Here is a 20,547-nt window from a genome sequence, read left to right as displayed (position 1 = left end):
TTTTCATGTTGATTTCTATTATCGGACTGCTTGTTCTGCTCGGTAGCCTGTTTCTGGGTCTGCCCATTGCCTGGGGCATGTTGCTGGTTGGCACATTGGGTTTTGCCTTTTTTACAGGCATGGAAGCGGCCCTGATCATGGCGGCGCAAACCAGCTATGACACGGCCATTAGCTATAGCTTTACAGTGTTGCCGCTGTTTATCTTGATGGGCAACCTGGTCAACGCCTCGGGTCTGTCCAAAGACCTGTACAAGGCCGCTCACGCCTTTATCGGTCACCTGCGCGGTGGTCTTGCCATGGCAACTATTGTTGCCTGTGGTGCCTTTAGTGCGCTCTGTGGTTCCAGTATGGCCACTACAGCGGCCATGGGCCGGGTGGCCATGCCCAATATGCGCAAGTACAACTATGACGATCGTCTGGCTACCGGCAGTATCGCTGCGGGCGGCACGCTGGGCATTCTGATTCCGCCCAGCGTGATGATGGTGGTGTACGGGATCTTGACCGAAACCGATATCGGCAAGCTGTTCGCGGCGGGTTTCCTGCCCGGCATGGTGGCCATGCTGATGTACCTGATCACGGTCATGATTATTACCGCGATCAACCCCAGTCTGGGCCGTCCCGGTGAGAAAGCCAGCTGGCGCGAACGCTTTGAGGCAACCAAAGGCGTGATGGCCATTACCGTGCTGTTCATTGTCATCATGGGGGGGATTTACGGCGGTGTGTTCACACCGACCGAGGCCGCTGGCATTGGTGCTGCGGCCACCTTCTTGCTGACCCTCAAGCGTCGTGGCTGGCAGCCCCGCATGTACCTGACGGTGCTGATCGAAGCGGCGCAGACCACCGCCATCATGTTTGCGCTGGTCATTGGTGCGCTGGTCTTTACCAACTTCCTGTCCGTTGCGGGCTTGCCCAATCAGTTGCTCAGCTTCATCGAAGGCATTGATGTCTCGCCCATCATGGTGATCCTGATCATTTGTGCCATCTACCTGGTTCTGGGTTGTTTCCTGGAAACCATGTCCATGGTCATGCTGACGGTGCCTATTTTTTACCCGATCGTCGCCTCTCTGGGCTTTGATCTGGTGTGGTTTGGCGTGATCGTGGTGGTCGCGGCTGAAATCAGCCTGATAACCCCACCCTTGGGTCTGAACATTTTCATGATCAAGAACGTGATGCCCGATGTTCCCCTGGGCACCATCATCCGCGGGGTTACACCCTTTGTCATGATGGACATTCTGCGTTTGCTCTTGCTGGTGTTTGTTCCCTGGATTGTTCTGGTCATTCCAAACAGTATGTAAAACCCGGCCCGGATGCAGTGGTGATCCGGGCAGCAGTACACCGCCGGGCCGTAACGACCCGGCAGCAAAACAATTTACGAGGAGTCGAGATGCGTGTTTTCAAGAAATTGGCCTTGAGCCTGGGCCTGGCGGCGGCAGCGCTGGCACCGACGATGCCGTCGGTGGCTGCTGAAGTGACCACTTTGCGTTTTTCCCAGTGGATGCCACCTGGCCACTTCATTGTGACCAATATGTTCGAGCCCTGGGCCCAGGAAGTGGAAAAAGCCACCGAAGGCCGTGTGAAGGTCGAGTTCATCAATGCGCTGGGCAAGCCGCAGGCGCACATGGATCTGGTGCGCAATGGCATTGCCGATCTGGGCATGTCGGTTCATAGCTACACCGCTAACCGCTTTCCCTTGATCGAGTTTGCTGAGCTGCCGTTCACCACTGATGACGGCGGTGTGAACTCGGTCGCCTACTGGCGCACCTATGAAAAATTCATGATGGATGCGAATGAGCACAAAGGCGTGAAATTGCTGGGCATGTGGACCAGTCCGGCCACGGTGATCTTCACCAGCCAGGACAATGTGCAAAGCATTGACGATCTGAAAGGCAAGAAGCTGCGCTCGCCCAGCCCTCTGTTTGATGCCATCGGCAAAGCACTGGGCATCGTGACCGTGAACGCACCGGCTTCTGACAGCTACGAAATGCTGTCGCGTGGCGTGATCGACGGCATGTACTTCCAGTACGACCAGCTGGATAACTGGAAACTGGACAAATTGGTCAAGACCGCTGTGTCGGTCCCAGGTGGTTTCGGTAAATCCAGCCAGTACCTGTTCATGAACGAGCGCAAGTGGAAGAGCTTGTCCGAGGCCGACCGCGCGGCTATTGAGAAGATCAGTGGCGAGTGGATTGCCAATGATTTCGGTTCCAAATGGCAAGCCGCCGAGCAAAAGGCGATTGAAAAGCACACGGCTGCCGGCTTGAAAACGCTGCGTCTGGAAGGTGAGGCGGCCGATCAATTGAAAGAGCGTCTGGCCTTTGTTGAAGAGGACTGGATCAAGGCGGCTGAAAAGAAAGGCGTGGATGGCAAAGCAGCGCTGGCTTATTTCCGTGAGCAGATCAAAGAGCTGAGCGCGGCCAAGTAAAGCAGCCCGCACAGCGCCCTGCCAGGGACCTGACCCCGCTGTCCAAGAGGACGGCGGGGTTTTTTTCGCGTGCTGACAGGTCCTTGCTTGTGTGGCGTGCTGGCATCGGTACGGTCATGTCGCCCTGGAGCTGGGCATCAGGGCTTGGGTGGTGCTCCTGAACCCAGGTCGTAATGCTGTCTGACTGCGTATTCAGCGATACTGGCCTCGATACCGTAGTACCTGGCCATGGCCTCGCCATTGAAGTAGGTATCGAATCGATCCCTTGAGCGCAGCGTGGTTCTGAAGTGATATCCAGGCAGGTCGATATGGGTGTGACCCTGTTCGATAGCCCGGGCAATAAGGGCTTGCCGTACATGATTTTGTTGCCAGGTGCCGTAATAACTGCGCAGTATCAGAGCAGTGGACACCAGCCAGAGTACGGCGCACACGCCCAGCGTCAAGGTCAGCGCGCGCTGGATGTTTGCGCGATGGGCGGATCGAGCCAGCAGATCATGTCCGTAGATCGACAGGGCCACCAGCAGATACATGAAAGAACCATTCAAGGCCCGTTTGGGGATATTGGGGGCCAGCATCAAGATGGCGTTGGCCAGCAGCGAGGCGGCGACCAGCAGCCAGATCATGCGTCTTGCCGGCGCGCTGGTGGTGGGTCCGCTCCAGACACGCCAGACCAGCATGACCAGGATCACTCCCCAGTAGCGCAACATGGCATCAGGAAAGCGGCGGCTGAAGTGCTCCCAGAGGCGCCAGGTCAGAGGCTGGTCGTACCAGGCGGTAAAGAATTCGGCGCGCACCTGATTGCCGGGCGCCAATACCAGCAGGCTGACTCCGATCCCCATGCATACCAGCCAGATCAGAGGCCAGGTTCCGAGGGATCGCGTGCGCCGGTAATGTTGAATACTCAGGCCGGCCAGCAGGCACCAGCTGATGATACCGGTGTTCTCGTTGGAGCAGCCTGCCAATACGGCAAGCGCACACAGGCCCAGACCGATTGCCGGCGATGTCGTCCCTTTTTGCAGACGCCAGACATAGGCCAGAGCAAAACCAAAATTGAACAGATTGGGCCATAAGTAATTGGCTGACCCCACCAGCCAAAAGGTGGTCTGCCCCAGATCCGGGTTCATGAGCCAATACAGCATGAAAACCAGCAGCACGATGGAAGGACGCAGTGTCTGTCCGGCCAGCCTGGCCCCCAGGGCTGACAGGATCAGGATCACGCCTGCGAGGGCGGCGGTACCCAGGCTGGCCTTTAACCAGGGTGGCGCCAGACTGAGCAGAGCGCTGGAAAGGGTATCCGAGACCAGCCGGCCGCTCCAGTTCAGGTAGTGGCGCGCGATTGCGTCCCAGGCAATGCCTTTGTTGGCATAGCTGAAGTCGTCCGAAATCATCGGCGTGAGTCGGTAGATGGACCAGGTCGCCGTCAGCGCCAGCATCACAAAGAAAATGAAGGTCCAGATAGCAAAACGGGGGCCGAGCAAAGGCAGGCTGAGTCGCGACTCAGCGTAAGGGAGGCTGGAGCTCATTGAAAGGAACAGCGGTACGTGTGAGCAGACCTCGGCCTTGGCATGACACCGTATCCGCGGCCCTGCGTGTTGAAGCCTTGGTAAACAGGAATATCGACCAGGCGGAAAGACAGGAAATTATCGCAGACATTCGTTGAAACGTAGCGTTTAACAGCTTTACCGAATGTCATTCTTTAAATCTAAACCAAATCGGGGTTTTCCCTGCTTTTGCGGCTTCTTGCGCTTATTGGCCAGGCGCTGCGCAAAGTGGATATACCGGCGCAAACGGCACTTCTACCATTGGCTCCATCGTCATATCTAAAAACAAAAGGAGAACGGACGTGGGGGACATGACAAAGAAAATAGCCGCCGTGGCATTGGGAGTGGGTGTTGTGGCTGCAGGCCCGGCCTATGCCATTGAGGGAAACGGTTTGCCGATTTACCCGGACGGTCTGGAAAACTTCATGAGCGGGGCCTTGCCTCCGCCCGGCGTGCATATGCTGATGTATGGCGGTGCCATGCGCTATGACTCGGTGCGCGACAAAAACGGCGACAAGCTGCCTATTCCCGATTTCAAGGTGGATGTGGCCATGGTGGCCCCTCGCCTGGTGTGGGTGACCGATCAGCAAGTCTTGGGTGGGCAACTGGCGTTCCACGCTCTGGCTCCCCTGCTGACCGTCAAGGCGCAAGCGGCTGGTCAGTCCCAGCGCCGCAGCGGTCTGGGCGATGTGGTGTTCGGTCCTGCGCTGGGCTTTCATCCCAGCGAGAAGATGCACTACATCCTGGGCGTGGACTTTGTCGCGCCTACCGGACGTTACAAGGTGGGCGATAGCGCCAATCTGGGTCGTAACTACTGGGCCATCCAGCCGGCCGCCGCCTTTAGCTACATGCAGCCCAGTGGCATCAACTGGGATGTGAAGTTGATGGTGGACTTCAACATGCGCAACAGCGATACCGAGACCCGTACGGGTAAAGCCATTCATGCGGACTACGCCTTGGGCTGGGGCTTCGGGAACGGTCTGGTGCTGGGTGTGGGTGGTTACGCCTATCAACAGATTGAACGCGACCATGGCCCCATGGCCGGTGATGGCAAGGCCCGTTCCTTTGCCATTGGCCCGAGTCTGCGTTACGCCAACGATAAAGGGCTGCTGATTACGGCCAAGTATCAGCAGGACCTGGGTGTGCGGGGTCGTCCTGAAGGTAAACAGTTTTTTGTAAAAGTAGCGGTTCCGTTCTAAGGGCCCGCGGCAGGAGAGCGACATGAAAGGACTGAAGGATAAGGTAGTCATCGTGACCGGCGGCGCCACGCGAGTGGGCGCCGGCGTGGTCGAGGTGCTGATGGGCTACGGCGCCCGAGTGGCTGTGTTTGACATTGATGCCGCAGGCGGGCAGATCGCCGTTGGCAACGACGTTGCCAAGGCCAGATTCTGGGAAGTGGACATTACCAGCGATGACAGCCTGAATGCCGCCATTGAGCAGGTGAAAGCGCACTTTGGTCGTGTGGATGGTCTGGTCAATCTGGCCTGCTCCTATCTGGATGAAGGCATGGCGTCCAGCCGTGCGGACTGGCTCAAGGCGCTGGACATTAATCTGGTCAGCGCGGTGCAGGCGGCCAAGGCGGTGCGCCCCTTGTTGCCGCGAGGGGGCTCCATCGTCAACTTCACCTCCATCTCCTCGTCAATTGCGCAAACCGGACGCTGGCTCTATCCGGTCTCCAAGGCCGCCCTGCTCCAACTGACACGCAGCATGGCCCTGGACTTTGCCCCTGACGGTATTCGCGTCAACTCGGTCTCGCCCGGCTGGATCTGGTCGCGCGTGATGGATGAGCTGACCGGCGGTGACCGCGCCAAAACTGATCGTGTGGCTTCAGCTTTTCACATGCTGGGCCGCGTGGGTGACCCCCAGGAAGTGGGTGAAGTCGTGGCCTTCCTGCTCTCGGATTCGGCCAGTTTCGTCACCGGGGCGGATTACGCCGTGGATGGCGGTTACTCGGCCATGGGCCCTGAGCAAGGGGTACCGGCCATCCCCAAGCTGGCTGAATAAGAAAAACCGGGATGCCGCGTCGATGGCATCCCTCGCTCCCTCAGAAGGAAAAAATCATGCGTAAAGTTGCTATTGTGGGCGCTGGCCAGGCTGGCATGCCCGTTGCATTCGGTCTTTTGGCCAAGGGCTACGACGTAGCCGTTTTCACCAACCGCAGTCCCGACGATATTCGTGGTGGCCGCGTGATGTCCAGCCAGTGCATGTTTGCCGAGGCGCTGGATGTAGAGCGCCGTCTGGGCCTGAACTTCTGGGACGACGAATGTCCACCCGTGCAGGGCATCGGTTTTGCCCTGCCCAACCCTGAACAGCCTGACACCAAGGCCGTCGATTGGAGTGGCCGTCTGGATCGTGAAGCCCAGGCAACTGACCAGCGCGTAAAGATGCCTTACTGGCTGGAAGTGTTCGAGCAGCGCGGCGGCAAGCTGATCATGGAAGATGTGGGCGTGGCTGAACTGGAGCGCATCACCCAGGAATACGATCTGACCATGTTGGCTGCCGGCAAGGGCGAAGTGGTCAAACTGTTCGAGCGTGACGATGAGCGCTCCATGTACGACAAACCCCAGCGCGCTCTGGCCCTGACCTACGTACACGGTCTGGAGCCTACGCCTGAGTACTCGCGTGTGTCGTTTAACTTCATTCCGGGTGTGGGCGAATACTTTGTGTTTCCTTCGCTGACGCTGTCGGGTCCGTGCGACATCATGGTGTTTGAAGGGGTGCCCGGTGGTCCGCTGGATCGGTTCCGCGAGGCCAAGACGCCAGAGGCGCATCTGGAACAAAGCCTGTCATTCTTGCGTGAATTTCTGCCTTGGGAAGCAGATCGTGCCCGTAATGTTGAACTGACCGATGCCCAGGGTTACCTGTCTGGCGCGTTCCCTCCCACCGTACGCAAACCTGTGCTGACCTTGCCGTCGGGCCGCATGGTGCTGGGCTTGGGTGATGCCGTCGTCGTGAACGATCCCATTACTGGCCAAGGCTCCAATAATGCTGCCAAAGCCGCCCAGGTATATCTGGACAGCATCCTGCAACGCGGTGAAGGCGCGTTTGACCGTGACTGGATGCAGGCCACGTTTGAGCGTTACTGGGATTACGCCAATCTGGTGGTGCGCTGGACCAACTCCATGTTGAAGCCGCCAACCGATTCTTCGTTCGCCTTGCTGACTTCGGCCCAGCAATCGCCTGCTCTGGCCCACTTCCTGGCCAACAGTTTTAACCACCCGCCGGTGCTGTTCCCGGCCTGGGAAGATTTGACCGCCGCTCAGGATTTGATTGAGAAAACGCGCAGTCAGTCTGTGGCTGCCTGATAGACCGTATTCAAGGAGACGTACCATGACCCCCACCGCAACGCTGCAAGACTCCTCGTCCCCCACCGCTGCCCAGCGGCAGGCTGTGTCTGCCCAAGCGTTGGCAGCCGCTGACGCCAAACCCACACCGTCCAATCTGAATGTGGTCGATAGCCGTGCGTTTCGCCAGGCACTGGGCCATTTTCCAACGGGGGTGGCCATTGTCACCACACGTTGTCCTGATGGCCGGGCGGTGGGGCTGACGATCAACTCCTTTACATCCTTGTCGCTGGAGCCGCCATTGGTGATGTGGAGTCTGGTGAATCATTCTCCCAATCTGGCGGTGTTTGAGAACTGCAGCCACTTTGCCATCAACGTGATCAGCCAGGAGCAGGTGCCTGTGGCCCTGGGCTTTGCCAATTCCCAGGTCAAGGACAAGTTTGCGCTGGTCTCGCATGTGGATGGCGAGGAAGGCGTGCCCTTGCTGGACGATTGTGTCGCGACCTTTGTATGCGAGAACTACCGTCAGCACGAAGGGGGTGACCATACCTTGTTCATTGGCCGTGTGGTGCGTCACACCACCTTGACCGAGCACGAGCCCGCGGTATTTCACCGGGGTCGTTTCGCCAGCCTGACCACGCCGGACGGAGAGCGTTGAAATGAGTGACGCGCATAGCGCTGATGTCGTTATTGTCGGCAGCGGGATGAACTCCCTGACCTGCGCCGCCCTATTGGCCCAGCGCGGCCTGTCGGTGACCGTCCTGGAGCGCAATGCGGTGGCGGGAGGCTGTATCCGTACCGAGGAGCTGTTTCCCGGCTTTACCCACGATGTTCTGTCGAGCTGGTATCCCCTCTTTATGGGGGGAGCGTCTTATGCCGCGCTGGCCGAACCCCTGGCCAAGGCGGGACTGGAGTTCGTCAAGGGTGAATACAGCACGGGACTGGCCATTCCGGGGGGACCGGCGCTGGCCTTGCGTCAGGATATGGACGATACGGTACGCCGTTTCAATGCCGTGATGCCGGGTGAAGGCGATGCATTGGGAGCCATGGCGGCCCGCATGTTTGGCCCGGATGCCGGCCTGGTGTTTGGCCTGCTCGGGGGTGAGCCTTACCGCTGGCCGATGGCCAAGCTGGCTTTTGGGGCCTGGCGTGAACGCGGGCTGGATGGCTTGATGTCCTTCGGTTCGCAGGCCCTGGAAAGTTTCCGACGCTGGGCCATGCGCGATCTGCGCAGCGATCTGGCCCGCGCCATGATTGCGCCCTGGGTGCTGCACAGTGGCCTGGGCCCGGACGAGGCCAGCTCGGCCCTGATCGGCAAGCTGACCTTCAGTGCCGTGGTCAGCGGCGGCATGCCCGTGGTCAAAGGTGGCAGTGACCAGATTGTGAAAGCGTTTACCCGCATTATTGAACAAGCAGGGGGGGCGGTTCTGACCAACTCGCATGTGGATCGGGTGCTGGTCGAGGGGAACAAGGCGAGCGGCGTGTGTGTCGGCGCCCAGCGCTATCTGGCGCGTCGTGCCGTGGTATGCAATGTCACGCCCGGCCAGCTGTATGGTGATCTGGTGCCGGATGCACCACCCGCTCTGGTGAAGTCTGCGCAGGATTATCACTATGGCCGGGGCGGCATGCAGATTCATTTTGCCTTGAATGCGCCGCCCGACTGGGTGGACCCGGAATTGCGCCATGTTCCCATGGTGCATGTCACCGAAAGCATGGAGCAGGTTTGCTCCTCGGTGGTGACGGCCAGTAATGGCTATCTGCCCGCCAAACCGACGCTGGCCGTCGGTCAGCCGGTGGCCGTGGATGTGAGCCGCGCGCCGGAAGGACACTGGATTTTGTGGGTTCAAATGCAGGAGTTGCCCCGTCATATCAAAGGTGACGAGGCAGGCGAAATTGCCGTGCCCGCTGATGGGCGCTGGAACGAGGCAGTGCGCGAGGCCATGGCCGACCGTGTGCTGGCCCGACTGGAAACGGTCATGCCCGGCTTGGCCGCCAAGATTATCGGGCGTCGCAGCGTCAGCCCGGCGGACCTGGAAGCCTTGAACATGAATCTGGTCGGGGGCGACCCCTACAGCGGTGTGTGCTCGCCCGATCAGTTCTTTTTCATGCGTCCTTTTGCGGGACACAAGAACGCGCGCAGTGGCGCCACCCCCTGGCGCAATCTGCACCATATTGGTGCGTCGGTGCATCCGGGTCCAGGCCTGGGCGGGCAGTCCGGCTATCTGGCGGCCCAGCGCATCCTGAAAGGGTGAGGCGCTGCTTCAGTGCTGACCGCCGCGCACCCGCTGCAAAGTTTCGCTGGGCGTTTCGCCAAAGCGGTTGCGGTATTCGGCACTGAAACGGCCCTGGTGGGCAAAGCCCCAGCGCATGGCCAGATCGGCCAGTGTCAGATGCGGTTCGTTGGAGTGAATCAGTTCGTGGCGCAGACGATCCAGCCGAACCTGGCGCAGATACTGCATGGGGCTGACCCCGTAGTGATCCCGGAAAGCCTGTTGCAACGTGCGCGAACTGACGCCCGCAATGGCGCTGAGCTCGTCCACCGTGACAGGCAGGTGAGCCTGTTCATGCAAATGGCTGACGACTTTTTTCAGATGGCGCGGCAGGATGCGGGTCGGGTTGACCGGCTGAATCTGGGCAGGCGGGTGCAGGTCCAGCAGGGTCGTCACGGCCAATTGCTCCAGCTGGTTGATAATCAGCGGAGAGCGTCGGATGTCCTCGTAGTTGCGCGCGCAGTCCAGCACATAACGCAGCATTATTTGCCAGGAAGGCTGGGTATGCGCCTGAAGGCGCACCGGAAACAGCAAACCTTGCGGGCCCACATCCAGGCCCATGCCGCGTGCGGCCTGCTCGACCAGATTGCGATCGATCTTGAGCATTAATTGCTCATTATTGGCGTGCCAGATCATATCCACATCCTCGTTGGGGTTGAGGATGGTGGCCGCATAGGGGCTGGAGTCCACGGTCTGATTGCCGCAGCGCACCTTGGCGGTGCCGTACTGAGGCATCTGGATCAGGTAAAAACCGGCCAGATGATCGGGTTGAATGTGGACGTCGGCGCCATAGCCCAGGCGGCTCAAGGCGACCTGACCAAACTGGGCGTGGCGCAGCCGGGTTTGCAGGGTCTGGTCGGCACGTAACTGCTTGAGCTGGTGCGACTTGATCATGTCGCTGACAGATTTGCGCACCTGTTCCAGGTCAGCAGAAGCTACACGTGCCCAGTGATCGGGCTTATTTTCCATGTTTCATGCGCCTAGATGGTTCTGAAAGACAGGAAGGAGACGTAAAACCTTGAGTTTCAACGGTTTGCAGCGGCTTTATTTTAGTTGTAAAGTATATCAGTGGGCCATCGGGATTTCCCGCAGTCCCGTTTAGTTTCTTGTGTTTATTAATCGAGAGAACCGTGCAGAAAGACTTTCACTTTTATGAACCCACCCAAGGCCATGGACTGCGCCACGACCCCATCAGCTCGATTGTGGGTCCTCGTGTCATTGGTTGGATCGGCACTAAAAGCAAGGATGGCGTGCTGAATCTGGCCCCATACAGTTTCTGCAATGTGTTTAACTACCGCCCTCCCGTCATCGCTTTTTCCAGCGTGGGCTACAAGGATAGCGTGCGCAACGCCATTGAAACCGGCGTTTTTACCTGGAACCTGGCCACGCGTGATCTGGCCGAGCCCATGAACATGACCAGCCTGGAACAGGACGTGCGCGAATTTGAAGTTGCTGGCCTGACACCTGCGGACTCCCGCCTGATCGATGCCCCCCGTGTGGGCGAGAGCCCTGCCTCGCTGGAGTGCAAGGTGACGACCCATTTTCAGTTGAAAGACTCGGAAGGCAAGGACCTGAATACCTGGATGGTTCTGGGTGAAGTGGTGGGTGTGCATGTGTCGCCCAACAGCATTGTGGACGGCATTTACCGCACCGCCATCCCCCGCCCGATTCTGCGTGGCGGCGGCCCCGGCGATTATTTTGAGATTACAGATCTGACCTTGTTTGATATGCCACGCCCCAAGTCCTGAGCGGCATGAAGCAACAGGCGTCAGAAGCGCTGCTGGGCCGCTATTGAGCAGGCTTGCAGGCAAGGATGCCCAGGATGACAAACCAACGGCGCCGCAAGGCGCCGTTGGTTTTATGTGGGCTCAGGGGGAGCCGGAGTGTTTAGGCGGTTTGGCCTGTCGAGGCACATCCGGCGGCCCGGCGCTCCGGCTATCAGGTGTTTCGGTAATGTCGCAGTCGGGCAGGCTCAGCGAACTTGCTGCTTCTCACTAGCCCGATGACCTGTCGATCTGAGCGACCTGAAAGAGGCCGTCAAAGACCCGTCAAGTCGCACTGCGCACCGTAGGCGCAGATCTTAGCCCTTGGACGAACCACCCGCCGCCAGGAACTGTGCCAATCGAGGGCTGCGTGGCGACACCAGCACTTCTTCCGGTGGGCCTTCTTCTTCGATCAGGCCCTCGTGCAGGTACACCACTTTGCTGGACACATTGCGGGCAAAGCTCATTTCGTGAGTGACCACCACCATCGTGCGCCCTTCTTCGGCCAGATTCTGCATAACGCGCAATACCTCACCGACCCGCTCCGGGTCCAGTGCCGAGGTAGGCTCGTCAAACAGCATGACTTCGGGCTCCAGGGCCAGGGCTCGGGCAATGGCCACACGTTGTTGCTGGCCGCCGGACAAAAAGGCCGGGTACTGCTTGGCCAGATCGCGCGACAGCCCCACTTTGTCCAGATACTGTTCGGCTTTGGCAATGGCCTGGGCCTTGTCCATGCCCTGTACATGAATGGGCGTGGCCGTAATGTTCTCCAGCACGGTCATGTGAGACCACAGGTTGAAGTGCTGAAAAACCATGGCCAGACTGGTACGCAAGCGTTTGAGTTGTTGCTTGTCGACCGCAACCAGCTCGTCCGTTTTGGGGTCCAGACGGGTTTTCAGCTCCTCGCCCTTGATGACGATACGGCCGGAGTTGGGTGTTTCCAGGAAATTGATGCAACGCAGGAAAGTACTTTTGCCCGAACCGCTGGAACCGATCAGGCTGATGACGTCACCGGGTTCCGCGCTGAGAGAGACTCCCTTGAGGACCTCCAGGGAGCCGTAGCGTTTGTGAATATTCTCGATGAGCAGGTTGGGCATGGAAAGCGGTATCGTATTGAAAATAAAAAAGACCGGTGCGAGGCGGCAGAGGGGATTACAGCACAGACTGGCCGCCAGGAAAATCATTGGACCTGTGGTTTTCCCGTACAAATCTGTGGGTCTAAACGGATTTGCGCGCATTTCTGGGTTTATGATGCAGTCTTTCCCCCAGCCCTGATCGGGCTAAGGGCGCGGCGCAAACCGCGTGTTAGCCAAGCTTAGGTGTCCGTATTCGGGGACCTGTTTCTAGAGAGTGTTGTCATGAAAAAAGTGGTCCGTGCCAAGCTGCATGGTATCAAGGTGACCGGTGCCGACTTGAACTATCACGGCTCGATCACCCTGGATCCGGAAATCTGCGAACAAGCGGGCATTTTACCCATGGAGTTTGTGGAAATCTGGAATAAGGACAGCGGAGCCCGTATTTCTACATATGTGATTTTCGGTGAACCCGGCTCGCGCTGCGTGGTGTTGAACGGCGCGGCAGCCCGCACCTGTCAAAAAGGCGACACCGTCATCATTTGCGCCACTGAATACGTGATGAACTCCGAAGATCTGTATTCCCTGCGCCCTACCGTGCTGACGTTTACGCCTGAAAATGAAGTGGACGAAGTCATGCATTATGAAGTGGCCAAAACGGCCCAGCGTGATTACGACTTCCGTGTGGTACGCGACGAGCGTCCTCGCGGTGCCGAGCGCCCACTGGCCCGGGTCGACGTGGATGCCCTGTCCGCGGATCTGCGTTCGCGTGGCCTGGATGATCGTGCCATTGCCGATATCCTGTCCTGCCATCTGGCTGATTTCGCGCCTGCCGCTGCACAAAACTGATCTGGCAGTGCCGGGCCGTCATGGCCCGGCTGTTCATCAGGACATCCTCACCCTGCGCATTCAGGCGTGGTTGTCGACAAGAATAAAAGAAACGCTGCACCCACTGCCTTTGACAGTGACCGCAGCGTTTTTACATCAAGCCTGATCGCGCCCTTCTTCTACGGCATGACAAGCCACTTCCTGCGGCCCGGCTTTCAGCAAGGCCGGGGCTTCGCGGCGACAGCGATCATTGGCCAGCGGGCAGCGCGGGTGAAATGTACAGCCCGAAGGTGGGTTTAGCGGGTTGGGGACTTCGCCCGCTACCGGAATGCGGCTTTTACCCGCCCCGCTCATGTCGGGAATGGCTCCCAGCAACATGCGCGTGTAGGGGTGACGGGGCTGTGCGAACAAGTCGTCGCGTGGCGCAATTTCCACAATTCGGCCCAAATACATGACACCCACCCGGTCGGCTACGTGGTGCACCACGGCCAGGTTGTGCGAGATGAACAGATAGGTCAGCCCCAGCTCGCGCTGCAAATCCTTCATCAGGTTCAGGACCTGTGCCTGCACCGACACGTCCAGCGCCGAGGTCGGTTCGTCGCAGACGATGAACTCGGGCTGCAAGGCCAGAGCACGGGCAATCGAGATGCGCTGACGCTGACCGCCGGAGAACTGGTGCGGATAGCGCTGGGCATCACTGGCGTTCAGGCCTACCTGGGTGAGCAGCTCGGCCACTTTGGCCTGCTGCTGGGCAGGGCTCATGTCCGTGTGGGTAACCAGCGGCTCGGCAATAATGCGGCCCACGCGCCAGCGTGGATTCAGACTGGCATAGGGGTCCTGAAAAATCATTTGACGGCGCTTGCGCATGGCTTTCTGGCTGGCCTTGTCCATGGATTGCAGGGACTGACCATCAAACAGAATGTCGCCGCGTGTCAGCGAATACAGGCCCGTCAGCAAACGGGCCACCGTGGATTTGCCGCAGCCCGATTCGCCCACCAGCGCCAGGGTTTCACCCTTGTTCAAGGTGAAGCTGACACCATCGACCGCGCGCAGATTGACTTTGGGTTTGCGGTAGACCAGACGTTCCAGCAAGGGCGGGGACACATCAAACCAGCAGGCGGCGTCCTTGACCTGGACCAGGGCTTGTTTTGGGGCGCTCATGCGGACTCCTGTGCATGCAGCCAGCAGGCTGCCTGTGTCTGAGGGGGAACGGGCATCAGCTCGGGGCGTTCGACCAGGCAGCGATCAAAACGTCGGTCGCAGCGTGGATTGAACGCACAGCCGGGCGGAATGGCATTTAGCCGCGGCATGCTGCCGGGGATTTGTTCCAGACGTTCCAGCCCACCGTGCAGATTGGGGATGGAACGCATCAGACCACGGGTATAGGGGTGGCTGGGCTGTTGAATGACATCTTGCACCGGGCCCACTTCGATGATGCGACCGGCGTACATCACCGCCACGCGGTCGGCAGTTTCGGCAATCACCCCCATATCGTGGGTAATCAGCATGACCGAGGTGCCTTGCGAGCGACAGAGTGTTTTGAGCAGGTCGATAATCTGCGCCTGAATGGACACGTCCAGGGCGGTGGTAGGTTCGTCGGCCACGATCAGCTTGGGCTCGGCCGCCAGGGCCAGCGCAATCACCACCCGTTGGCGCATGCCGCCGGAGAACTGGTGCGGATAGTGGTCGATACGCTCACGCGCGGCCGGGATGCCGGTGGCTTCCAGCAATTCGATGGCGCGCTCCCGTGCCTGTTTCCAGGACAGGGGCAGGTGCGTGACGATGGTCTCGGCTAACTGATGGCCTACGGTATAGAGCGGGTTCAGCGACGTGAGCGGGTCCTGGAAAATCGCGCCAATCTTGCGGCCACGAATCTTGCGCATCTGGTCCTGATTCAGATTGTCGATGCGCTCGCCTTCCAGCAGGATCTGGCCACCGCTGATGCGACCGGGGGCATCGAGCAAACCAATAATGGAGGAACCCGTCAGGGATTTGCCGGCGCCGGACTCGCCCACCACGCCCAGCACCTCGCCGGGAGCGATGGAAAAGGACACATGATCCAGGGCTTGGAGCACGCCGCGCCGGGTCGGAAATTCGACACACAGGTCTTGGACAGTTAAGAGTGCAGTCATGGCTCAGCTCAATTTGGGGTTCAGGGCGTCACGCAACCAGTCGCCCAGGAGGTTGACCGACAGCACCAGCAGTACCAGCATCAGGCCGGGGAAGATCGTGATCCACCATTCGCCCGAGAACAGGAAGTCGTTACCGATGCGGATCAGGGTGCCCAGCGACGGCGAGGTGGCTGGAACGCCCACGCCCAGAAAGGACAGGGTGGCCTCGGTAATGATGGCGGTGGCCAGATGCACGGTAGCCAGGACCAGAACCGGACCCATGACGTTGGGCAGTACATGGCTGAACATGATGCGTGGCGAGGACACGCCAATGACACGAGCAGCCTGCACGTATTCACGGTTCTTTTCCACCAGCGTGGAACCGCGCACGGTACGGGCATATTGTGGCCAGCCGGCCAGCGCGATGGCCCCGATCAGCACAGGAAAGGCCACAACATCGTGCATGCTCAAGGGGAAGACGGCACGGGCCACGCCGTCGATCAGCAAGGCAATCAGGATGGCCGGGAAAGACAGCTGTACATCGGCCACCCGCATGATGAAGGCATCGACACGGCCACCGGAGTAACCGGCCAGAAGCCCCAGCACGATGCCCACGATCATGGACAGGGCCACCGAGGCCAGTCCGATCAGCAAGGAGGTACGCGTCCCGTACAGCAGCGCCGAAAACAGATCGCGGCCCTGGCTGTCAGTCCCCAACCAGTATTGGGGGGAACCGTTTTCCGACCAGGCCGGGGCCAGCAAGGCATCCATGAGGTCGATGGAGGTCAGATCGAATGGGTCGTAAGGAGCCACCCAGCGGGCACCCAGTGCGCCGATAAACAGCAGCAGGGCCATGATGGTGGCCGCAATGGCCACGGGGGAGTGACGCCAGGACCAGACCAGATCGCTATCCCAGGCATTTTTCAATTTAGCGAACATATTAATGCCCCTTGGCGCCCGACAATTGGGTGCGCAGACGTGGATCGACCAGGAAATACAGCAAGTCCACCAGCAGGTTGATCACCACAAAGACCAGGGCAATCAGACAGAGGTAGGCGGCCATCACGGGGATGTCGGCAAACTGCACGGCCTGGATAAACAGCAGACCCATGCCTGGCCATTGGAAAACGGTTTCTGTCACGATGGCAAAAGCGATAATGCCGCCCAGTTGCAGACCCGTAATGGTGATGACCGGCACCATGGTGTTTTTCAGGGCGTGACCAAAGTGGATGGCGCGTTGTGACAAGCCACGGGCACGAGCAAATTTAATGTAGTCGGCGCGCAGCACTTCCAGCATCTCCGAGCGAACCAGACGCAGGATCAAGGTGAGCTGGAACAAACAGAGCGTGATGGCGGGCAGGATTAAATGCTTGATCCCGTCCCAGCTAAGCAGGCCGGTACTCCACCAGCCAAACTTCAGAACTTCCCCGCGGCCATAGCTGGGCAGCCAGCCCAGCTGTACCGAGAAGATCAGGATCAGCAAGATACCGATCAGGAAGGTGGGCAGAGAGATCCCCAGCAGGGAAAAGGCCAGAATGCTCTGTGCCATGAACCCATTGCGCTTCAAGGCGGTGTAGACGCCCAGTGGCAGGCCAATGAGCAGGGCCAGTATGGCGGCCACCACGGACAGCTCTACCGTGGCAGGCAGGCGGTCTTTCAGTAGCGTGGAAACAGGTTGGGCTTGCCGCAGGGACAGACCAAATTCGCCTTGTACGGCCTGGGAGACAAAGCGGGCGAATTGCACGGGGGCGGGTTGGTCCAGCCCCAGGCTGGCACGCAGTTCCACGCGATCTTGTTCGGTGGCGTCCTGTCCGAGCATGATGGTGACCGGGTCACCAATGTAGCGGAACAGCACAAAAGCCAGAAGGCTGACCGTCAGCATCACCAGAACAGCCTGGATGAGACGGCGAATAATAAATACCAGCATAGGCGGTCTCCTGGTAGAGCGCGAGGATCACTCGCGACCAGTGTCGTCCTTAATGTGTAGAAAGGGCCCGGCAAGGGGGCTGGTGTAGAAACGGATGACTACAAGGTAATGGGAACCAGCCCCGCACGAAGGCGGGGCTGGGGTGGGGAAAAACTTAGTCGATAGTGGTCCATTGAGCCAGCAGGCGGTTGTCCGCACGGTGGATCACGTTGACCTTCTTGGCCATGGCCCAGGGAATGATCTGGTCATGCAAGGGGATGTGGCCCACTTCCTTGGCATGGATTTCCAGAACCTTGTGGATGGCAGCATCGCGTTTGGCCACGTCGGTTTCGGTCTTGATCTGATCAATCAAGGCGTCCACTTCGGCGTTTTCGTAGTTACCGAAGTTAAAGGAGCCGTCAGCGCCCTCGCCCTTGCTGTGCATCAGGCTTTGCAGGGTGTAGAGCGCATCAAAGGTCGGCACGCCCCAGCCAAACATGTAGGCGCTGCTGTCGTAGCTCTGAACTTTGGGGAAGTAGGTGGCGCGTGGCATGGCGTTCAGGTTGGCTTTCACGCCGACCTTGGCCCACATGCCCACGATGGCCTGGCAGATGGCTTCATCGTTGATGTAGCGATCGTTCGGGCAATCCAGGGTAAAGGTCAGGGAATTGTCGTAACCGGCTTCTTTCAGCAGCTCCTTGGCGCGATCCTGGCTGTAAGGCAGGCGCTGGGCCAGCTCTTTGGTGTAGCCGTGAACCTGAGGGGCCACCATGGTGCCGGTGGGGGCGGAGGAACCGCGCATCACGGCTTTCTTGATGGCTTCAATGTCGATGGCCACATACAGGGCTTCACGGACACGCTGGTCGGCAAACGGGTTCTTGCCCTTGATGCTGCTGTATTTCAGCTCGGGGCTCTTTTGATCCAGACCCAGGTAGATGGTGCGGTATTCGTTGCCTTCCACAATCTTGGACTGTTGGCGCAGGCGTTGCAAATCCTGTGCCGGTGGGTCCAGAACCAGGTCCACTTCGCCGGACAGCAAGGCGGCGGTGCGGGTGGCGTTCTGCTTGATCGGCACATAGACCACTTCGGTGATGTTGCCTACCTTGTTGCCCTTGTTCCACCATTCTTCGTTTTCGACAAAGACGGTGCGCACGTCCACTTCACGCGACTTCAGCTTGTAAGGACCAGTACCGTTGGTGTTGCGAGCCGAAAAGGTTTCTTCGTTCTTGTTGAAGTCCTGGGGCTGGGTGACCTTGTTCTTTTCAGCCCAGTCCTTGTTCATCATGAACACGCTGGTCAACTGGCGCAGCAGTACGGGGTTGGGGGCGGCGGTGATGATATCCACCGTCTTGTCGTCCACCTTTTCTGCTTTGACGATACCGTTGACGTAGGCCTTGAAGTTGGACGTTGGCGCCATGGCGCGCTGGATGGAAAACACCACGTCGTCAGCCGTAAAAGGTTCGCCATTGTGGAACTTCACACCCTCGCGCAAGGTAAAGCGCCAGACGGTGGGTTCACGCTGCTCCCAGGCGGTAGCCAGGCTGGGCACGATCTGGAAGTCTTTGTCGTAGTCCACCAGGGGCTCATAGACATACATGCTGCCCGTGATGGTGAGGTTTTCGTTCTGAGCATGGGGGTCCAGGGTCATGAAGTCACCCTGGCTGGACCAGGTAAGCGTCTTGCTGTGGCCTACCAGGGGCAGGGAGACCAGAGCTGCCAGCGCAGCAGCCAATACTGTTTTTTTCATGAAAACCTCCTGTTGGGGTGCTTGGTGTCGCTGATAGAGAGGCTGCATAGTAACCGGGCGCTTGGCACAGGTTCAATACGTAGTTTCAGCTCGCCGTCAGCGTAACGATAATTAGTGATTTATATCATCTTGCCGCTTATTCAGTAGCCCCCAGCGTCCAGCCCGCTTGTCGCTATAATGGTGTACGTATATACAGTTAACAGGCTGACCGTGGTGACGGGACAAGAAGAAACCCCTCTGGAGCGACGCATCGCTCATGTGGATATGGATGCGTTTTATGCCTCGGTAGAGCTGCTGCGCTACCCGCATTTGCGTGGCCGCCCCGTGGTGATCGGCGGGCGCAGTGCTGATGCGCCGCGTCAGTTGCCTGACGGCAGCTGGCAACATGCCCGTCTGGCCGATTACGTGGGGCGCGGGGTGGCCACGACTTCTACCTATGAAGCACGCCAGTTGGGCGTGTTCTCGGCCATGGGTTTAATGAAGGCGGCTCAACTGGCTCCCGACGCCATCTTGCTGCCTGCAGATTTTCAAGCCTATCGCCATTATTCGCGTCTGTTTAAACAGGCCGTGGCCACGGTCTCGGACCATATCGAGGACCGGGGCATCGACGAGATCTATGTAGACCTCAGTCATAAGACCGAAGACAGCCACGCACTGGCCGAGCAGATCCGCCAAGCGGTGAACCAGGCCACGGGCCTGACCTGCTCCGTGGGCATTACTCCCAACAAGCTGCTCTCCAAGATTGCCTCGGAGCTGAACAAGCCCAATGGGGCCTGCGTGCTGACCATGGACGATGTGCCTACCCGCATCTGGCCGCTGGCGGTGGGCAAGATCAATGGGATTGGCCCCAAGTCGGTACTCAAGCTGACAGAGCTGGGCATTGGGCAGATTGGAGAGCTGGCGGCCACCCCGGCGGAGAAGCTGCAGGAGCATTTTGGCCTGCGGTATGCACAGTGGCTGATGGCCGTGGCCCACGGCCAGGACGACCGTCCCCTGACGACGGATCGCACCCCCAAGTCCATCAGCCGTGAAACCACGTTTGAGCGTGATCTGCACGTGCGCATGGATCGCTCCCGCCTGTCCTCGGTGCTGGAGTCCTTGTGTGAAAAGCTGGAGCAGGATCTGCGCAAATCTGCCATGTGCGCCCAAACCATAGGCATCAAGCTGAAGTTCGAGGACTTCAAAATCGTGACGCGCGACCTGTCCCTGCCCACTCCGGTGCTGGCGGCCGATGCCATTCTGGCCGCCGCCCGCCAGAATTTGAAACGCGCCGTGCTGGACAGACGTTTGCGCTTGCTGGGTGTGAAAGCCAGCGCTTTGCTGCCTATCAGTGAAATGCCGCAGGAGCAGCCTCGGCAACTGGATCTGGACGGTTTGTTTTAGGCAGGCAGCGCTTTGCCAGGCTGCTGCCTGGATGACAGGTTTTAGACAGACGTGCCTTAGCCACCTCCACCCCGTTACTGCGTAAAGACTTCAGGCTTAAAACGCTTTGGCGCCTGCCAGGGCGCGGATGTGTACCAGAAAAGGGACAATCCGCGGCCAGATGACCATTGTCCCAGGCATAAGCGTCCTGCCGGGGGTGGGCTGCGTTAGAATAAATTG

The 20,547-nt window shown here is 59.0% G+C and carries 18 protein-coding genes; 10 read left to right on the top strand and 8 right to left on the bottom strand.

Annotation, left to right across the window (positions count from 1 at the left end; translation table 11 throughout):
• The first annotated feature begins 5 nt into the window (after positions 1–5).
• Positions 6–1,295: a TRAP transporter large permease gene (locus tag V6936_RS14820; protein ID WP_336580045.1), complete on the top strand. Its 1,290-nt coding sequence runs from the start codon at positions 6–8 to the stop codon at positions 1,293–1,295.
• A gap of 89 nt (positions 1,296–1,384) precedes the next feature.
• On the top strand, positions 1,385–2,422 hold the full coding sequence (locus V6936_RS14815; RefSeq protein WP_003800651.1) for a TRAP transporter substrate-binding protein: 1,038 nt from the start codon (positions 1,385–1,387) through the stop codon (positions 2,420–2,422).
• A 137-nt stretch (positions 2,423–2,559) separates the two neighbouring features.
• On the opposite strand, the gene V6936_RS14810 is transcribed toward V6936_RS14815, so the two are convergent.
• Positions 2,560–3,945, bottom strand: coding sequence for a DUF6056 family protein (locus V6936_RS14810; protein WP_003800650.1), 1,386 nt, complete (start codon positions 3,943–3,945; stop codon positions 2,560–2,562).
• Positions 3,946–4,274: 329 nt separating this feature from the next.
• On the opposite strand from V6936_RS14810, the gene V6936_RS14805 reads away from it, so the two are divergent.
• Genes V6936_RS14805 through V6936_RS14785 form a run of 5 tightly spaced genes read left to right on the top strand, consistent with a single transcriptional unit; the run spans position 4,275 to position 9,499 of the window.
• On the top strand, positions 4,275–5,162 hold the full coding sequence (locus tag V6936_RS14805) for a SphA family protein (RefSeq protein WP_003800647.1): 888 nt from the start codon (positions 4,275–4,277) through the stop codon (positions 5,160–5,162).
• 22 nt (positions 5,163–5,184) lie between these two features.
• Complete coding sequence (locus V6936_RS14800; protein ID WP_003800645.1) at positions 5,185–5,967, top strand: SDR family oxidoreductase; 783 nt, start codon at positions 5,185–5,187, stop codon at positions 5,965–5,967.
• Positions 5,968–6,023: 56 nt separating this feature from the next.
• The gene (locus V6936_RS14795) at positions 6,024–7,268 is read left to right on the top strand and encodes a styrene monooxygenase/indole monooxygenase family protein (protein ID WP_003800644.1); all 1,245 of its coding nucleotides are present in this window, start codon (positions 6,024–6,026) and stop codon (positions 7,266–7,268) included.
• A 25-nt stretch (positions 7,269–7,293) separates the two neighbouring features.
• On the top strand, positions 7,294–7,905 hold the full coding sequence (locus V6936_RS14790) for a flavin reductase family protein (protein ID WP_003800641.1): 612 nt from the start codon (positions 7,294–7,296) through the stop codon (positions 7,903–7,905).
• A 1-nt stretch (position 7,906) separates the two neighbouring features.
• A complete protein-coding gene (locus V6936_RS14785; RefSeq protein ID WP_336580044.1) occupies positions 7,907–9,499 on the top strand; it encodes a phytoene desaturase family protein in 1,593 nt (530 codons plus the stop codon).
• 9 nt (positions 9,500–9,508) lie between these two features.
• Here V6936_RS14785 and V6936_RS14780 read toward each other — a convergent pair whose 3' ends face one another.
• Positions 9,509–10,486, bottom strand: a complete 978-nt coding sequence (locus tag V6936_RS14780) for an AraC family transcriptional regulator (protein ID WP_336580043.1) — start codon at positions 10,484–10,486, stop codon at positions 9,509–9,511.
• Positions 10,487–10,647: 161 nt separating this feature from the next.
• Between V6936_RS14780 and V6936_RS14775 the strand changes: the two genes are divergently transcribed.
• A complete protein-coding gene (locus V6936_RS14775) occupies positions 10,648–11,265 on the top strand; it encodes a flavin reductase family protein (protein WP_003800637.1) in 618 nt (205 codons plus the stop codon).
• A gap of 332 nt (positions 11,266–11,597) precedes the next feature.
• On the opposite strand, the gene V6936_RS14770 is transcribed toward V6936_RS14775, so the two are convergent.
• Positions 11,598–12,377 (bottom strand): ABC transporter ATP-binding protein, encoded by a 780-nt coding sequence (locus tag V6936_RS14770; protein ID WP_003800636.1) that lies wholly within the window; start codon positions 12,375–12,377, stop codon positions 11,598–11,600.
• A 261-nt stretch (positions 12,378–12,638) separates the two neighbouring features.
• Here V6936_RS14770 and panD point away from each other — a divergent pair, with 261 nt between their 5' ends.
• Positions 12,639–13,202 (top strand): aspartate 1-decarboxylase, encoded by a 564-nt coding sequence (gene panD / locus V6936_RS14765; RefSeq protein WP_003800635.1) that lies wholly within the window; start codon positions 12,639–12,641, stop codon positions 13,200–13,202.
• Between the two features lie 135 nt (positions 13,203–13,337).
• Here panD and V6936_RS14760 read toward each other — a convergent pair whose 3' ends face one another.
• The 5 genes from V6936_RS14760 to V6936_RS14740 form a co-directional block, all read right to left on the bottom strand.
• Positions 13,338–14,342 carry an ABC transporter ATP-binding protein gene (locus V6936_RS14760; protein WP_059318404.1) on the bottom strand — a complete coding sequence of 335 codons (1,005 nt, stop codon included), beginning with the start codon at positions 14,340–14,342 and terminating at the stop codon, positions 13,338–13,340.
• A complete protein-coding gene (locus V6936_RS14755; RefSeq protein WP_003800633.1) occupies positions 14,339–15,313 on the bottom strand; it encodes an ABC transporter ATP-binding protein in 975 nt (324 codons plus the stop codon). Before V6936_RS14755 ends, V6936_RS14760 begins: the two co-directional genes overlap by 4 nt.
• 3 nt (positions 15,314–15,316) lie before the next feature.
• The gene (locus V6936_RS14750; protein WP_003800632.1) at positions 15,317–16,231 is read right to left on the bottom strand and encodes an ABC transporter permease; all 915 of its coding nucleotides are present in this window, start codon (positions 16,229–16,231) and stop codon (positions 15,317–15,319) included.
• A 1-nt stretch (position 16,232) separates the two neighbouring features.
• Positions 16,233–17,219 (bottom strand): ABC transporter permease, encoded by a 987-nt coding sequence (locus tag V6936_RS14745; protein WP_131071126.1) that lies wholly within the window; start codon positions 17,217–17,219, stop codon positions 16,233–16,235.
• A gap of 154 nt (positions 17,220–17,373) precedes the next feature.
• The gene (locus tag V6936_RS14740; protein WP_003800630.1) at positions 17,374–18,945 is read right to left on the bottom strand and encodes an ABC transporter substrate-binding protein; all 1,572 of its coding nucleotides are present in this window, start codon (positions 18,943–18,945) and stop codon (positions 17,374–17,376) included.
• A gap of 213 nt (positions 18,946–19,158) precedes the next feature.
• Between V6936_RS14740 and dinB the strand changes: the two genes are divergently transcribed.
• Positions 19,159–20,328 (top strand): DNA polymerase IV, encoded by a 1,170-nt coding sequence (dinB, locus tag V6936_RS14735; RefSeq protein ID WP_268885614.1) that lies wholly within the window; start codon positions 19,159–19,161, stop codon positions 20,326–20,328.
• Positions 20,329–20,547: the final 219 nt, after the last annotated feature.

The organism is Alcaligenes sp. CHO6, from assembly GCF_037120595.1.
Classification (GTDB): Bacteria; Pseudomonadota; Gammaproteobacteria; order Burkholderiales; family Burkholderiaceae_B; genus Alcaligenes; species Alcaligenes ammonioxydans.
The sequence above is the reverse complement of the archived record's forward strand: the minus strand, read 5'-3'. Positions and strand labels throughout refer to the sequence as shown.

Coding starts and splice junctions, on each gene's coding strand:
- V6936_RS14820 (WP_336580045.1), top strand. CDS start 6: ATGTTGATTTCTATTATCGGACTGCTTGTTCTGCTCGGTAGCCTGTTT.
- V6936_RS14815 (WP_003800651.1), top strand. CDS start 1,385: ATGCGTGTTTTCAAGAAATTGGCCTTGAGCCTGGGCCTGGCGGCGGCA.
- V6936_RS14810 (WP_003800650.1), bottom strand. CDS start 3,945: ATGAGCTCCAGCCTCCCTTACGCTGAGTCGCGACTCAGCCTGCCTTTG.
- V6936_RS14805 (WP_003800647.1), top strand. CDS start 4,275: ATGACAAAGAAAATAGCCGCCGTGGCATTGGGAGTGGGTGTTGTGGCT.
- V6936_RS14800 (WP_003800645.1), top strand. CDS start 5,185: ATGAAAGGACTGAAGGATAAGGTAGTCATCGTGACCGGCGGCGCCACG.
- V6936_RS14795 (WP_003800644.1), top strand. CDS start 6,024: ATGCGTAAAGTTGCTATTGTGGGCGCTGGCCAGGCTGGCATGCCCGTT.
- V6936_RS14790 (WP_003800641.1), top strand. CDS start 7,294: ATGACCCCCACCGCAACGCTGCAAGACTCCTCGTCCCCCACCGCTGCC.
- V6936_RS14785 (WP_336580044.1), top strand. CDS start 7,907: ATGAGTGACGCGCATAGCGCTGATGTCGTTATTGTCGGCAGCGGGATG.
- V6936_RS14780 (WP_336580043.1), bottom strand. CDS start 10,486: ATGGAAAATAAGCCCGATCACTGGGCACGTGTAGCTTCTGCTGACCTG.
- V6936_RS14770 (WP_003800636.1), bottom strand. CDS start 12,377: ATGCCCAACCTGCTCATCGAGAATATTCACAAACGCTACGGCTCCCTG.
- panD (WP_003800635.1), top strand. CDS start 12,639: ATGAAAAAAGTGGTCCGTGCCAAGCTGCATGGTATCAAGGTGACCGGT.
- V6936_RS14760 (WP_059318404.1), bottom strand. CDS start 14,342: ATGAGCGCCCCAAAACAAGCCCTGGTCCAGGTCAAGGACGCCGCCTGC.
- V6936_RS14755 (WP_003800633.1), bottom strand. CDS start 15,313: ATGACTGCACTCTTAACTGTCCAAGACCTGTGTGTCGAATTTCCGACC.
- V6936_RS14750 (WP_003800632.1), bottom strand. CDS start 16,231: ATGTTCGCTAAATTGAAAAATGCCTGGGATAGCGATCTGGTCTGGTCC.
- V6936_RS14745 (WP_131071126.1), bottom strand. CDS start 17,219: ATGCTGGTATTTATTATTCGCCGTCTCATCCAGGCTGTTCTGGTGATG.
- V6936_RS14740 (WP_003800630.1), bottom strand. CDS start 18,945: ATGAAAAAAACAGTATTGGCTGCTGCGCTGGCAGCTCTGGTCTCCCTG.